This window comes from Plantibacter sp. VKM Ac-2880 (assembly GCF_015351235.1).
In the GTDB taxonomy this organism is placed as follows: Bacteria; Actinomycetota; Actinomycetes; order Actinomycetales; family Microbacteriaceae; genus Plantibacter.
In genome coordinates, this window is the sequence record NZ_JADKSJ010000002.1 from 117,566 (window position 1) to 131,327 (window position 13,762).

Below are 13,762 nucleotides of genomic sequence, written 5' to 3' on the forward strand. Positions count from 1 at the left end.
TGTGCAAGCACCACGGGGGTGCTGCTTCGGACTACAGGAGGGCCTTCGTGTGCCAGACGGTCTTCACCTCGGTGAACGCGGTGATGCGGTCGAGGCTCGCCGGGACGGACCCGGTGGCACCGCTCGGACGGACGACGCGCTTCAGCGTCTCCGCTGCAAGGACCTCGAGCTCGATCCAGTCGAGCGCCCCTGCGCCCGCGAGGTCGATCGCGTTGACGTCGGCGTGCGAGGCGAGCCATGGGGCCATCTCGGCGGGCGAGCCCGTGAGCACGTTGACCACGCCACCGGGGACGTCGCTCGTCGCGAGCACCTCCGCCAGGCTGATCGAGGACAGCGGGAACCGCTCGCTCGCGATGACGACGACCGTGTTGCCCGCGACCAGCGCCGGGGCGACGACGCTCACGAACCCGAGGAGTGACGACTCCTGCGGCGCGATCAGCGCGACGACACCCGTCGGCTCCGGCACCGAAAGGTTGAAGTACGGACCGGAGACGGGATTCGCTCCCCCGACGACCTGGACGTACTTGTCGGCCCACCCCGCGTACCAGACCCAGAGGTCGATGGCCTCGTCGACCTGGGCCGCGGCGGCTGCCTGCGACATGCCCTCCGCCCGGACGATCTCATCCACGAACTGGGCGCGACGCCCCTCGAGGAGTTCGGCGATGCGGTAGAGCACCTGGCCGCGGTTGTACGCGGTGGCGCCGGACCATCCGCCGAGCGCGGAGCGCGCGGCGACGACCGCGTCACGGGCGTCCTTCCGCGATGCGAGCGACGCGTTCGCCAGGAACCCGCCTGTCGAGTCGGTCACCTCGTACGTCCTTCCGGATTCACTGCGGGGGAACTTGCCGCCGATGGCGAGCTTGTAGGTCTTGGGGACGGTGAGGCGGCTCATCGCTGCTCCTCCTTCGTGGTGCTCGTGGGCGATGCGGACGCTGCGGTGACGCTCGATCCGGCCGGCGCGAGGTACGCACCGAGACCGTGTCGTCCACCTTCGCGGCCGTACCCGGACTCCTGGTAGCCGCCGAAGGGGCTGGCCGGGTCGAAGCGGTTGAAGGTGTTCGCCCAGATGACCCCGGCGCGCAGCTTGTCGGCCACGGCGAGGATCCGGCTGCCCTTGTCGCTCCAGATGCCGGCCGACAGCCCGTACGGGGTGTTGTTCGCCTTGGCGATGGCCTCGGCGGGGGTCCGGAAGGACATGACCGACAGGACCGGCCCGAAGATCTCCTCGCGCGCGATCCGGTGGCTGGTCGACACGTTCGTGAAGATCGTGGGCGCGAACCAGAAGCCGTTCTCAGGCAGCTCGCACGCCGGGCTCCAGCGCTCCGCGCCCTCGAGTTCGCCGATGTCGGAGAGCTCGCGGATGCGGGCCAGCTGCTCGGCGGAGTTGATCGCGCCGACATCGGTGTTCTTGTCGAGCGGGTCACCGACGCGCAGCGTCTGCAGGCGCTGCTTCAAGCGGTCGACGACCTCGTCGTGGATGCTCTCCTGGACGAGGAGCCGCGAACCCGCGCAGCAGACGTGCCCCTGGTTGAAGAAGATGCCGTTGACGATGCCTTCGATCGCCTGGTCGATGGGCGCGTCGTCGAAGACGATGTTCGCGGCCTTGCCGCCGAGCTCGAGCGTCAGCCGCTTGTCCGAGCCCGCGATGGTCTTCGCGATCTCCCTGCCGACGGCCGTCGATCCCGTGAACGCGACCTTGTTGACGTCCGGGTGGCGGACGATCGCCGCGCCGGTCGCTCCGGCGCCGGTGACGATGTTCACGACGCCCGCCGGGAGTTCCGCCTGCTGGAGGATCTCGGCGAAGATGAGCGCGGTCAGCGGCGTGGTCTCCGCCGGCTTGATGACGACGGTGTTCCCCGCGGCGAGCGCCGGGGCGACCTTCCAGGCGAGCATGAGCAGAGGGAAGTTCCACGGGATGACCTGGCCGGCCACGCCGAGGGCGCGTGGGTTCGCGCCGAGACCGGCGTAGTCGAGCTTGTCGGCCCACCCCGCGTAGTAGAAGAACCAGGCGGCGACGAGCGGGACGTCCACGTCGCGGGACTCCTTGATGGGCTTGCCGTTGTCGAGGCTCTCGGCGACCGCCAGTTCGCGGGCGCGTTCCTGGACGAGCCGCGCGATCCGGAAGAGGTACTTGCCGCGATCGGCGCCCGACAGGTTCGACCACACTCGGTCGTAGGCGCGTCGTGCCGCGACGACCGCGCGGTCGACGTCGGCGTCGCTCGCGGCGGAGATCGTCGCGATCGGCTGCTCCGTGCTCGGCGAGATCGTCTGGAAGGAGCCGCCGGTCCCCTCCGTGAACTCGCCGTCGATGAAGAGGCCGTACTCGGAGCGGAGGTGGAGGACCGAGGTCGACTCCGGGGCTGGTGCGTATTCGAGGAAGCTCATGATGTCCTAGTCGATCGTGACGTAGTCGGGGCCGGAGTAGTGGCCGGTGGTGAGTTTCTGCCGCTGCAGGAGCACGTCGTTGAGGAGGCTCGAGGCGCCGAACCGGAAGAGGTGCGGCTGGAGCCAGTCCTCACCGACCGTCTCGGCCACGGTCACGAGGTACTTGATGGCGTCCTTCGACGAGCGGATGCCGCCGGCGGGCTTGACGCCGATCTGCTCGCCCGTGAGGTAGTGCCAGTCGCCGACGACCTCGAGCATGAGCAACGTCACCGGGAGGGTGGCGGCCGGCGCGACCTTGCCGGTGGAGGTCTTGATGAAGTCGCCACCGGCCAGGATCGCGAGCCAGGAGGCGCGCTTCACGTTGTCGTAGGTGTTCAGCTCACCCGTCTCGAGGATGACCTTCAGGTGCGCCGAGGTGCCGTCGCTCCGACGGCACGCCTCCTTGACGGCGACGATCTCGTCGAAGACCTGCCCGTACCGACCGGAGAGGAAGGCACCGCGGTCGATGACCATGTCGATCTCGTCCGCCCCGGCGTCGACGGCGTCGGCCGTGTCGGCGAGCTTCACGGCGAGCGAGGCACGGCCGCTCGGGAAGGCGGTGGCGACCGCCGCGACGTTGATGCCCGCTGCGTCGTGCCCCGCGCCGGGCTGCGTGTGCGCCGAGCCGAGCGCTTCGACGGCGTAGGGCACCATGTCGCCGTAGACGCACACCGCGGCCACGCGAGGCGTCGACGGGTCGCCGGCGTCCGGCGTGATGGCCTTGGCGACGAGGGAGCGCACCTTGCCGGGGGTGTCGGCACCCTCGAGCGTGGTGAGGTCGATGAGCTCGATGATGCGGTCGAGGGCCCAGGCCTTCGAGGTCGTCTTGATCGAGCGGCTGCCGAGGTCGGCCGCCCGCTGTTCGAGCCCGACGGCGTCGACGCCTGGCAGGCCGTCGAGGTAGCGTCTGAGGCTGGCGTCGGTGACGGGGCCGTCGACGAGTTCGAGCGCCGTGGGCTTCGCCACGAGGTCTCCTGGTGGGGTGGTCATGGTGCGTTCCTTCCGAGCAGTCCGTGCTCCGGGGTGTGCTGCTGAACAGGTGATGGTTCGAGGTCGTTGAGCAGCGTCGTCGCGGTCGCCTCGTCGGTGACGAGGACGGTGCAGAGTCCGCTGCTCACGACGGCCCGCGCGACGGCGTGCTTCGGTGCGCCGGCGATGACCGCGATGCTGCGCGCGGCCCCGCGGAGGGCCTCAAGCCCGAGCCCGACGGTGCGCTCGTCGAGCGTCGGGTCGACGATCATGCCCTCGGCGTCGATGTACCGACCGACGACGTCGCCGACAGCGCCGCGAGCGACCAGGACGTCGACATCGGCGGCCGTCAGGTAGCCGCTGTGCACGAGGGCGGAGTCGGGCCCGGCGACGCCGGCGCCGTAGAGGTAGGTGTCCGCAGCCGCCGCCGTGCGGAGGACCTCCGCGACCGTGCGGTCGGACTCGATGCTCAGTTTGGTCTCGAGGCGCTCGAAGATCGCCGGGCTGGGGAGCAGGGTGACGTCGCCGCGCCCCTTCTCCGCGATCCTGGCCGCCGTCGCGGCTGCGGTACCGACCCGCTGGTTGAGGCTCACGCCACCGTTGATCTGCACGACGGAGAGTCCGGTCGCCCAGCCGTCGGGCAGGTGGTCGGCGAGGTCGCGGAGCGTCCGGCCCCAGCTCACGCCGAGCGTCCGCGGCACGGGCCGCATGGCGCCGAGGTAATCCGCAGCCGCCCGCGCCACGCGCTCGTGGAGCTCCGCGCTGTCGCTCGGACTGGGGACCACGACGGCGTCGACGAGACCGAACCGCTCCCGGAGCGCCCGCTCGAGCGGGAGCCGGCGCGCACGCGGGTGCACGATCTCGATGCGGATGTAGCCGAGCTCACGGGCCTGGGCGAGGAGGCGGCCGACCTTCCAGCGGGTGATCCCGAGCAGGGCTCCGATCTCGTCCTGGGTCTTCGTCTCGTCGTAGTACAGCTCCGCGGCACGCACCGCGAGCAGTTCGTCGCGTTCGATCACCTCGGGCCTCCTCCGACTCCCCCAGCCTAGGACGGCGCACCGGGTGGGACAACGACCGTTGGTCGTTCTGCTCACATGAGCAAGGCGGGGTGCGCATCCGCGCATCGGGTACCGCGGCTGCGAACGCTCAGGCTCGCCCGTGTCTCCGCGCGGCGAGGTCTGCCTCGATCGTCGTGGGGCGTCCCGTGATCCGGCCCGCGACGGCGCACAGCGCACCCGTCGCCAGCAACAGGACGAGCGGCACCGTCCACGACCCCGTGACCGCGTGGAGCAGGCTCACGACCAGCGGGCCCAGGGCACCGAGGGTGTAGCCGACACTCTGGACGAACCCGCTGAGGGCGACCGCGCCATCGTGACTCGCGGTCCGGAGGTTGATGAGGACGAGGGCGAGCGGGAACAGCAGGGGGCCGAGCCCCGCGAGCAGGACCCACAACCAGGTCAGGGTCGCCGGCCACAAGAGCAAGCCGAGATAGCCGAGCACGAAACAGGCGCTCGCAACGTACACGAGGACCGCCACGTTCCGCAGCCGGGCGACGAGCATCGGGACGATGAGACTCGCCGGCACCCCCATCGCGGAGAAGAGCGAGAGCAGGAGGCCACCCTGCGCGGGCGTGACGCCCGCCACGTCGGTGACGATGGTGGGCAACCAGGTGAACATCGCATAGGCGTTCAGCGAGGAGGTGGCGAACACCGCCGCGATCGCCCAGGCGATCGGCGACCGGTGGACCAGGACACGCCCGCGCGGCTCCTCGATCTCCGGGTCGGCCGCTGCCGCGCGGGCGTCCCGACGCTCCCTGACGATGAGCCCGATCCACGGCACCACGGCGAGCATCGCGACGATGGACCACACGCCGAGCGACACGTGCCAACCCGCCACGTCGGCCACCGGCACGGCGATGAGCGGCGGCAGGAAGGTGCTCACCGACAGGACCGTCGCGTAGAGCGAGGTCACGAGACCGACCCGATCGGGGAAGTACTTCTTGACGAGCGGCGGGAGGACGACGTTGCCGATGCCGATGCCGGCGAAGCAGAGCGCACTGCCGATCGCGAGGACGGCGAAGTTCGGCGCGAGGGACCGCACCAGGTGCCCGGCGACGATCGACCCGAGCGCGATGAGCAGCACCGGCTCGAGGTGCAGCCGTCGCACCAGGCGCGGCGTGAAGACGCCGAACAGGGCGAAGCACAGCGGCGGAAGCATGCCGAGCAGCCCCAGGCCGACCGAGCCGACACCGATGTCGCCGTCGATCTCGGCGAAGATCGGTGACAGGGACGTGACGGCCGTCCGCAGGTTCGCCGCGACGAGGACGATGCCGACGAGCGCGAGGACCCTTCCCCGCCAGAGGGGACGCGGCCCCACTAGGACAGCATCCGGCGTGCGCGCTCGACGTCGTCGGTCATCTGGACGATCAGCGGTTCGATCCCGGTGAACGCGACCATGCCGCGGATCCGCTCCACGAACTGCACCTCGACCTCGTCGTCGTACAGGTCGAGGTCGGTCTCGTCGAGCACGTAGGCCTCGACCTGCTTCTGCGGCACCCCGTCGAAGGTCGGGTTGTTCCCGACGGAGATCGCGGCCGGGTAGGACCGCCCGCGCCACCGCAGCCAGCCGGCGTACACGCCGTCGGCGGGGATGAGCCCCTGCGAATCGGGAGACAGGTTGGCGGTCGGGAACCCGAGTTCGCGGCCGCGCTTCGCCCCGTGCACGACGATGCCGCGCACCTCCGGCGGGCGGCCGAGGAGCCGCGAGGCCTCCCGGACGTCGCCCTCCTCGAGCAGTTCGCGGATCCACGTGGACGACACGCGGCGACCGCTTTCCGGACGGACGTCGTCGACGACGTGCACCGAGAAGCCGTAGACCTCACCGAAGGACTCCAGGGTGGCGACGGTGCCGAGGCCCCGATGCCCGAAGCGGAAGTCCTCGCCGACCAGCACCCGCTTGGCGTGGAGCGCGCCGACGAGGATCGACGTGACGAACTCCTCGGGCGTCAAGAGGGCGAGGGCCTGGTCGAAACGCAGCAGGAGGGCGGCATCGACACCCGCTGACGCCAGTAGTCCGAGCTTCTGCTCGTTGCTGACGAGTGAGGCCGGGCAGCGGTCGGGGTTGATGAGGCTCAACGGGTTGCGGTCGAAGGTGACCGCGACCGAGTCGAGCCCGTCGGACGCAGCAGCTTCGAGCAGGGCGGCGATGACGGCGCGGTGTCCGCTGTGCACGCCGTCGAACTTGCCGATGGTGACGGCCGACGGCCCGAAGCCGTCCGGGACCTGATCGAGCTCGGTGAAGGTGATCATTTCGTGGTGCGCCGATGTCCGGCCAGCCACCACAGTCCGAGGACCGGGAGGACGAGCGGGATGAAGACGTACCCGCGACCGAAGACGGACCACACGGTGTCGTGCGGGAAGAGTTCCGGATCGAACAGGCTCAGCAAGCCCACGATCAACACCCCGGCGAGTTCGAACGAGATCGTGCCCCAGGCGATCCGCCGCCAGGCAGCCCCCGGTGCCACGAGCGACGCGGTCGCGAGGATGTACACCACGGCCGCGACGGCGGAGAGCACGTAGGCCAGCGGCGCCTCGTCGAACTTGGTCGTGATCTGCACCACGGAACGCCCGGTGGCGGCCAGCGCGAGGATCCCGTAGACGGCGACGAGCACGACCCCGACACCACGGACGCGTGGACGGGACGGAGCGGTGGTGGGGAGAGCCATGACCCATCGATTCTATGTGATCCGGACCGGCGGCCGGGCCCTTCGGAGCCTCGCGGAGGCACGGACCGCTCAGGCGAGCTGCACGCTCCAGATCTGCTCCATGCGGTACAGCATCACGGCGACGGCGAGACACACGACCCCGAGGACGACCGTCGACCACCGGCCCCGCTCGACGAGTGCCCAGAACCCGCCGGCGATCGGCAGGATCATGGCGGAGATGAGATAGGTGAAGAACTCGGGCACGCTCCCGGTGGCCGTGTTGCCGAAGGCCGGCGCGGCGATGGAGACGACGAGCTGTGCGACGAGGAGCACCTCGACGAGGGCTGTCGCCCCCATCGTGAGGTCGCTCGGCGGTCGACCGATGAGCCCGAACACGACGCAGAGAAGCCCCGCCACGACGGCGACCCCGATCTGGACGAGGGTGAACCACTCGATCATGCCGACTCCTCGGCCGGGAAGTTCACGACCGACTTCAGGGAGCCGCCGCGGCGTTCGACGAGCCCCACCAACCGGCCGTCGGGCGCGATGGCCGCGATCGGTCCGGAGTGCCCTGTCGGCAGCTCGCGGTCGAGACGCTTCCCGTGGCCGAGGTCGACGGACTCCTGCTCTGTCAGCTCGAGGGCGCCGAACAGCTGCCGGGCGACGTCGGCGGGGCGCAGGAGCGCGCGCTCGACGTCGAGCTTGTCGATGGTCGAGGCCGCATGGACGTCGAACGGTCCGATCCTCGTCCGACGCAGGGCGGTCAGATGCCCGCCGACGCCGAGCGACGCACCGAGGTCGCGGGCGAGCGCGCGGATGTACGTGCCGGACGAGCAGACCACCCGGACGTCGACGTCGATGACGGCGCCCGTTCGGCGGATGTCGGTCACGTCGAACGCGCTGACGGTGACCGCGCGGGACTTCAGCTCGACCTCGATCCCCTCGCGGGCGAGGGCGTAGGCGCGCTTCCCGCCCACCTTGATGGCGCTCACGGTGCTCGGCACCTGCTCGATGTCGCCCGTCAGCGGACGGATCGCCGCGATGATCGCCTCGTCGTCCACGCCTGACACCGCAGCCTGGTCGGCGCGCTCGGTGACCTGACCCTCGGCGTCGTCGGTGGACGTGGCCTCACCGAGCCGGATGGTCGCCGTGTACTCCTTGTCGAGACCGACGATGAAGGTCAACAGTCTCGTCGACGACCGGATGCCGAGGACGAGCAAGCCGGTGGCCATCGGGTCGAGCGTGCCGGCGTGGCCGACCTTGCGCGTGCCCGCGAGGCGTCGCACCCGCGCGACCGCATCGTGCGAGGTGTGCCCCTGCGGTTTGTCGATGAGGAGGACACCGGGCTGCGCAGCCGCGGATCCGGGTGCTGCTGCGTTGTTCTCGACCACGCTGCAACGCTACCAGCGGCCGTCGGCGCCTACGGCCGAGCGCCGACCGAGCGGCCGTGCGCCCCTCAGCAGAAGTCGGCGAAGATCCGACGGGGATGACGTTCGTCGGTGTTGTCGACGATCGCGGTCGCCCGGGCAGTGGGGTCGTCGTCCTTCCGGTAGAGCGCCTGCCCGCCGACGTAGCGCGCGTTCGACGGCGCCGCGGGGTCGGCGTCGACACCGAGATTGTCGTGCAGCCGCGCGTAGGCCACGTCCAGCGGGACCTCGACCCACACGGATGCGTGCCAGAGTCCGCGGAGCTCGGGACGGTTGAGGAACACGCCGTCCACGATCAGGACCGCGTCCTGCGGCCCGGTCGTCCACCGGAGCGGTGCGCCGACGTCCCGTTCCTCGTCGAACCCCGCCAGCTGGAACCCGGTGCTGCCCGCCAGGCGGAACGGCTCGACCAGCACCCGTCGGAACAGCGAGTAGTCGAAGGAGTCGTTCCAGAACCCTTCCGCGGAGTCACGGCCCCGCGCGTAGCGTTCCTCCCGCGGTCGGTGGAAGTCGTCGATCGATGCCCGGAACACGGCGCACCCGCCCTCCTCGAACACCTCGGCGAGACCATCGGCGAACGCGGCCGTACCGGACCCTCCGATCCCGTCGACCGCGATCATCGTGCGCCCGCGCGGGTAGTCCCGTTGGAACTGGTCTCGCAGCTGCCGCAGCAGCTCGATCCGTGGCGTCGTGACGAGCTTCATGGCGCCGAGCCTACCGGGGCGGATCGTAGGCTGGTGCGGTGCCGCCCGACCCTTGCGACCTCGCCCCCCTCGTCACGGACTGGTTCCGCGCCAACGCGCGCGACCTGCCGTGGCGACGTCCTGGGTTCCCGGCGTGGGGCACCCTCGTGTCGGAGTTCATGCTGCAGCAGACCCAGGTCAGCCGCGTGATCCCGCGCCTCGAGGAGTGGCTCGGGCGGTGGCCGGCTCCCGCCGATCTCGCGGCGGAACCGCCCGCCGAAGCCGTCCGCGCCTGGGGCCGACTCGGCTATCCGCGTCGCGCGCTCTGGTTGCACGCCGCCGCCACCCAGATCACCGATCGACACCGCGGCGTCGTCCCGTCGGACGTCGACCAGCTCCTCGCGCTCACCGGCATCGGCGACTACACGGCGCGCGCCGTCGCGGTCTTCGCCTACGGCGACCGGCATCCGGTGGTCGACACGAACACCCGCCGCGTGATCGCCCGCGCCGTCGGCGGTCAGGCGGAGCCCGGACCACCGAACGCGAAGGTCGACCTCCCGGCGATGGAGGGCCTGCTGCCCGAGGACCGGGCCGAGGCGGCGGTGTTCAACGCGGGCATGATGGAGATCGGTGCGATCGTGTGCACGGCGAGGTCTCCCCGGTGCGAGGACTGCCCGCTCCGCGAGGTGTGCGCCTGGCGTGCGGCCGGGTATCCGGCGTACGACGGGCCGGTCAAGACGAAGCAGAAGCAGTTCGCGGGCAGCGACCGACAGGTCCGAGGCATCATCATGGCGGAACTGCGCTCGACCCACCGATCACTGACGGAGGAGGAACTCCGCGGTCGTTGGCCCGATGACGCACAGTTCGACCGCGCACTGGCAGGCCTCGTCGCCGACCGCCTCGCGGTCCGCATCGACGGCGGCTACGCACTCCCCCACGAGTGAACGCCGACAGGCCCAGCGACCGGACCCCGTAGGGCGGTCCCTGAGCCTGTCGAAGGGCGGGTCCTAGTCCTCGGCGTCGACGTCGCGCGGCTTGACGTAGGGGTCCTCGTCGCCGGCGTACGCCGCACCGGCGGCCAGATCGGCCACCTCGGTGTCGCGGTTCTTCGCTTCGCGGAGCAGATCCTCGATGTGCTGTGCGTTCTCGGGGATCGCGTCCAGGAAGAAGTCGAGACTCGGGGTGAGCCGGGTGTTGATGTTGCGGCCGATCTCGGCACGCAACAGCCCCTTCGCGGACTCGAGCGCCGCCGAGGTGTCGGCGCGCTCCTCATCCGAGCCGTACACCGTGTAGAACACGTTCGCGTGCTGGAGGTCGCCGGTCACCTGGACGTCGGTGATCGTCACGAAGCCGAGCCGCGGGTCGCGGATGCCCTTGTCCAGCCGCTTGGCGATGACTTCCTTGATCCGGTCCGCCAACTTGCGGGCCCTGGGGTTCTCTGCCATCTCGTCCTCCTCTGATGACCGCGGGGCGGACGACCGCCCGGCGGGTGATGCACACAATATAAGCAGGAATCCCCGCCGCCCTCCCTGAGGAGGACGACGGGGACCGGCCGAGCGGACTAGCCGCGCGGCTTCTCCTTCATTTCGATCGTCTCGATCTCGTCACCGATCTGGATGTCGTTGAACTTCCCGAGACCGATACCGGCCTCGAAGTCCGTACGGACCTCGGTGACGTCGTCCTTGAAGCGACGCAACGACTCGATCGCCAGGCTGTCGCCGACCACGACGCCGTCGCGGATGACCCGCGCCTTGGCGTTCCTCGTGATCGTTCCGGAGCGGACGATGACACCCGCGATGTTGCCGAACTTCGAGGAACGGAACACCTCGCGGATCTCGGCGACACCGGACTGGACCTCTTCGTACTCGGGCTTGAGCATGCCGGTGAGGCTCTGCTCGACGTCCTCGAGGGCGTTGTAGATGACCGAGTAGAAGCGGACGTCCACACCCTCGCGCGCCGCACGTTCGCGGGCCTTCGGGTCGGGGCGCACGTTGAATCCGATGATGATCGCGTTGTCGATCGTCGCCAGGTTGACGTCGGACTCGGTGACCGCACCGACACCGCGGTGGATGATCCGCAGCTGGACGCTGTCGTCGACGTCGATCTTGAGCAGCGACTCCTCGAGTGCCTCGACGGCACCGGAGACGTCACCCTTGATGATGAGGTTGAGCGACTCGACCTTGCCCTCTTCGAGTGCACGGGTGAAGTCCTCGAGCGAGATGCGCTTGCGAGCCTTGGCCAGAGCGGCGTTGCGCTCCGCAGCCTCACGCTTCTCGGCGATCTGACGAGCGGTGCGGTCCTCCTCGGTGACGAGGAAGGTGTCGCCGGCCCGAGGAACGCTCGAGAGGCCCTGCACCTGGACGGGACGCGAGGGACCCGCCTCGGCGACGGTGTCGCCGTTCTCGTCGACCATGGCACGCACACGGCCGTACGCCGTACCGGCGACGATCGCGTCGCCGACCCGGAGCGTACCCGACTGGATGAGCACGGTCGCGACGGAGCCGCGGCCCTTGTCGAGCTTGGCCTCGATGGCCACACCGCGGGCGTCCTTGTTCGGGTTCGCTCGCAGGTCGAGACCGGCGTCGGCGGTGAGCAGGACGGCGTCGAGGAGGTCCTTGATGCCGGTGCCGGCACGGGCCGAGACGTCGACGAACATGACGTCTCCGCCGTACTCCTCGGCGACGAGGCCGTACTCGGTCAACTGCTGGCGCACCTTGGCCGGGTTGGCGTCGGGCTTGTCCACCTTGTTGACCGCGACCACGATCGGCACGTTGGCCGCCTGGGCGTGGTTCAAGGCCTCGACCGTCTGCGGCATGATGCCGTCGTCGGCCGCGACCACGAGGATCGCGATGTCGGTGACCTGCGCACCACGAGCACGCATGGCGGTGAACGCCTCGTGACCCGGGGTGTCGATGAAGGTGATCGGACGTTCGAGACCTTCGTGCTCGGCGACGACCTGGTACGCACCGATGTGCTGCGTGATGCCACCGGCTTCGCCGGCCACCACGTTCGCGTTCCGGATGGCGTCGAGCAGGCGCGTCTTACCGTGGTCGACGTGGCCCATGACGGTGACCACGGGAGGACGGATGGCGAGGTCCTCGTCGGACTCGTCCTCCAGCTCCTGCTCGAGGTCGATGTCGAAGCCTTCGAGCAGCTCCCGGTCCTCGTCCTCGGGCGAGACCATCTGGATCTTGTAGCCGAGCTCGGAACCGAGCACGTCGAACGTGGCCTCGTCGAGCGACTCCGTCGCCGTCGCCATCTCACCGAGGTGGAAGAGCACGGTGACGAGGTTGCCGGGGCTGGCGTCGATCTTGTCGGCGAAGTCCGAGATGGACGCGCCGCGACGCAGACGGACGATGGTGCTGCCGTCGCCGCGGGGAACGCTCACGCCGCCGAGCGACGGGGCTTCCCGCAGCTCGAATTCGGCCCTCTTCGTCCGCTTCGACTTGCGTGCCTTGCTCTTGCCGCCACCGCGACCGAAGGCACCTGCGGTACCACCGCCCGGTCCGCGACCACGACCGCCGCCACCACCAGGACGACCCGCGAACCCGCCTGCGGGGGCTCCACCAGGAGCGCCACCGGGACGGAAACCGCCACCCGCACCGGCACCGCCGGGACGGAAGCCGCCGGCGCCGCCGGGACGACCTGCGCCACCCGGGCGACCGGGACCGCCGGGACGCTGGCCCTGGCCGACGCCCGGACGGGGCGAGCCGGGGCGAGGAGCCTGCGGACGGGGGATGTTGCTGGGGTTCGGGCGCTGACCCATGCCCTGTGCCGCGGCGAACGGGTTGTTGCCCGGACGCGGCGTGCCGGTCGGGCGCTGACCCATGCCCTGCGAGGACGCGAAGGGGTTGTTGCCGGGGCGCGGTGCGCCCGGACGGGGACCGCCGGGCTTCGCGGCGTCGCCGGACGGGGCGTCACCGGCGGCCGGCGCGGCAGCCGGAGTCGCGGGAGCAGCCGGAGCGGCGGCCTCGGGTGTCGCCGCCACGGGGGCGGGAGCGGCCGGGGCCTTCGGGCCGGGTGCAGCCTGCTTCGGTGCGGGAGCAGCCGGAGCCGCAGCCTTGGGAGCGGGCGCAGCGGGGGCCGGAGCCTTCGGCGCGGCGGGACCCGGGGTCGGGGCGCCGGGGGTGGCCGGACGCTTGGCCGGGGCGGCGGGGGCCGCAGCGGCCTTGGCGCCCTCTGCCTCGAGGGCGGCACGCAGCTTGCGGGCCACCGGGGGTTCGATACTGGAAGACGGTCCCTTGACGAACTCGCCCAATTCCTTGAGCTTCGCCATGGCGATCTTGCTGTCTACTCCGAGTTCGGATGCGATCTCGTGTACACGTGGTTTTGCAGCCACAATTCTCCTGTCTGAGCTTGCACCCAGGCAGGGGCAAGCGTTAGTGGTGGACGGTGCTCATTTCGAGCCGCTCATGAGTTGTCCATTAGCCGTTCAGCCTGTTCTCTCGGAATGCCGGGCCGGGTGGCACGGCAGCAGGATGTCGGCCCGGGATCCGGGCCTCGTACCTGCGGTGGGAAGCACGGTGTGCGCCGAAGCGCTCTCACGTGCAATGCCC

The 13,762-nt window shown here is 70.3% G+C and carries 13 protein-coding genes; 1 reads left to right on the forward strand and 12 read right to left on the reverse strand.

Going from position 1 to position 13,762, the window contains the following annotated elements; genetic code table 11:
- Window positions 1–31: 31 nt before the first annotated feature.
- The 10 genes from ITJ57_RS12775 to ITJ57_RS12820 all read right to left on the reverse strand — a co-directional run bounded on the left by ITJ57_RS12775 (window position 32) and on the right by ITJ57_RS12820 (window position 9,227).
- A complete protein-coding gene (locus tag ITJ57_RS12775; RefSeq protein ID WP_194670501.1) occupies window positions 32–892 on the reverse strand; it encodes an aldehyde dehydrogenase in 861 nt (286 codons plus the stop codon).
- On the reverse strand, window positions 889–2,385 hold the full coding sequence (locus tag ITJ57_RS12780) for an aldehyde dehydrogenase family protein (protein WP_194670502.1): 1,497 nt from the start codon (window positions 2,383–2,385) through the stop codon (window positions 889–891). The genes ITJ57_RS12775 and ITJ57_RS12780 overlap by 4 nt, the downstream gene beginning before the upstream one ends.
- A 6-nt stretch (window positions 2,386–2,391) precedes the next feature.
- Window positions 2,392–3,414, reverse strand: coding sequence for a deoxyribose-phosphate aldolase (gene deoC / locus ITJ57_RS12785; RefSeq protein WP_194670503.1), 1,023 nt, complete (start codon window positions 3,412–3,414; stop codon window positions 2,392–2,394).
- Window positions 3,411–4,412 carry a sugar-binding transcriptional regulator gene (locus ITJ57_RS12790; RefSeq protein WP_194670504.1) on the reverse strand — a complete coding sequence of 334 codons (1,002 nt, stop codon included), beginning with the start codon at window positions 4,410–4,412 and terminating at the stop codon, window positions 3,411–3,413. The genes deoC and ITJ57_RS12790 overlap by 4 nt, the downstream gene beginning before the upstream one ends.
- 127 nt (window positions 4,413–4,539) lie before the next feature.
- Window positions 4,540–5,769: an MFS transporter gene (locus tag ITJ57_RS12795; RefSeq protein WP_194670505.1), complete on the reverse strand. Its 1,230-nt coding sequence runs from the start codon at window positions 5,767–5,769 to the stop codon at window positions 4,540–4,542.
- A complete protein-coding gene (locus ITJ57_RS12800) occupies window positions 5,769–6,701 on the reverse strand; it encodes a bifunctional riboflavin kinase/FAD synthetase (protein ID WP_194670506.1) in 933 nt (310 codons plus the stop codon). The genes ITJ57_RS12795 and ITJ57_RS12800 overlap by 1 nt, the downstream gene beginning before the upstream one ends.
- On the reverse strand, window positions 6,698–7,117 hold the full coding sequence (locus tag ITJ57_RS12805; protein WP_194670507.1) for a hypothetical protein: 420 nt from the start codon (window positions 7,115–7,117) through the stop codon (window positions 6,698–6,700). Before ITJ57_RS12805 ends, ITJ57_RS12800 begins: the two co-directional genes overlap by 4 nt.
- 69 nt (window positions 7,118–7,186) lie before the next feature.
- Window positions 7,187–7,555, reverse strand: a complete 369-nt coding sequence (locus ITJ57_RS12810; RefSeq protein ID WP_194670508.1) for a hypothetical protein — start codon at window positions 7,553–7,555, stop codon at window positions 7,187–7,189.
- Window positions 7,552–8,487, reverse strand: a complete 936-nt coding sequence (gene truB, locus ITJ57_RS12815) for a tRNA pseudouridine(55) synthase TruB (protein WP_194670509.1) — start codon at window positions 8,485–8,487, stop codon at window positions 7,552–7,554. Before truB ends, ITJ57_RS12810 begins: the two co-directional genes overlap by 4 nt.
- Before the next feature lie 65 nt (window positions 8,488–8,552).
- Window positions 8,553–9,227 carry a uridine kinase gene (locus tag ITJ57_RS12820; RefSeq protein WP_194670510.1) on the reverse strand — a complete coding sequence of 225 codons (675 nt, stop codon included), beginning with the start codon at window positions 9,225–9,227 and terminating at the stop codon, window positions 8,553–8,555.
- A gap of 38 nt (window positions 9,228–9,265) precedes the next feature.
- Between ITJ57_RS12820 and ITJ57_RS12825 the strand changes: the two genes are divergently transcribed.
- Window positions 9,266–10,150, forward strand: a complete 885-nt coding sequence (locus tag ITJ57_RS12825; RefSeq protein ID WP_194670511.1) for an A/G-specific adenine glycosylase — start codon at window positions 9,266–9,268, stop codon at window positions 10,148–10,150.
- Between the two features lie 63 nt (window positions 10,151–10,213).
- Here ITJ57_RS12825 and rbfA read toward each other — a convergent pair whose 3' ends face one another.
- Together rbfA and infB are read right to left on the reverse strand one after the other, a co-directional pair.
- Window positions 10,214–10,651, reverse strand: coding sequence for a 30S ribosome-binding factor RbfA (gene rbfA, locus ITJ57_RS12830; RefSeq protein ID WP_194670512.1), 438 nt, complete (start codon window positions 10,649–10,651; stop codon window positions 10,214–10,216).
- Between the two features lie 116 nt (window positions 10,652–10,767).
- Window positions 10,768–13,482, reverse strand: a complete 2,715-nt coding sequence (infB, locus tag ITJ57_RS12835; RefSeq protein ID WP_370582383.1) for a translation initiation factor IF-2 — start codon at window positions 13,480–13,482, stop codon at window positions 10,768–10,770.
- Window positions 13,483–13,762 lie beyond the last annotated feature (280 nt).

Excerpts from the sequence above, each read along its gene's own strand:
- ITJ57_RS12780 (WP_194670502.1), bottom strand. The coding sequence starts at position 2,385 with ATGAGCTTCCTCGAATACGCACCAGCCCCGGAGTCGACCTCGGTCCTC.
- ITJ57_RS12820 (WP_194670510.1), bottom strand. The coding sequence starts at position 9,227 with ATGAAGCTCGTCACGACGCCACGGATCGAGCTGCTGCGGCAGCTGCGA.
- ITJ57_RS12800 (WP_194670506.1), bottom strand. The coding sequence starts at position 6,701 with ATGATCACCTTCACCGAGCTCGATCAGGTCCCGGACGGCTTCGGGCCG.
- ITJ57_RS12810 (WP_194670508.1), bottom strand. The coding sequence starts at position 7,555 with ATGATCGAGTGGTTCACCCTCGTCCAGATCGGGGTCGCCGTCGTGGCG.
- ITJ57_RS12775 (WP_194670501.1), bottom strand. The coding sequence starts at position 892 with ATGAGCCGCCTCACCGTCCCCAAGACCTACAAGCTCGCCATCGGCGGC.
- deoC (WP_194670503.1), bottom strand. The coding sequence starts at position 3,414 with ATGACCACCCCACCAGGAGACCTCGTGGCGAAGCCCACGGCGCTCGAA.
- infB (WP_370582383.1), bottom strand. The coding sequence starts at position 13,482 with ATGGCGAAGCTCAAGGAATTGGGCGAGTTCGTCAAGGGACCGTCTTCC.
- ITJ57_RS12805 (WP_194670507.1), bottom strand. The coding sequence starts at position 7,117 with ATGGCTCTCCCCACCACCGCTCCGTCCCGTCCACGCGTCCGTGGTGTC.
- rbfA (WP_194670512.1), bottom strand. The coding sequence starts at position 10,651 with ATGGCAGAGAACCCCAGGGCCCGCAAGTTGGCGGACCGGATCAAGGAA.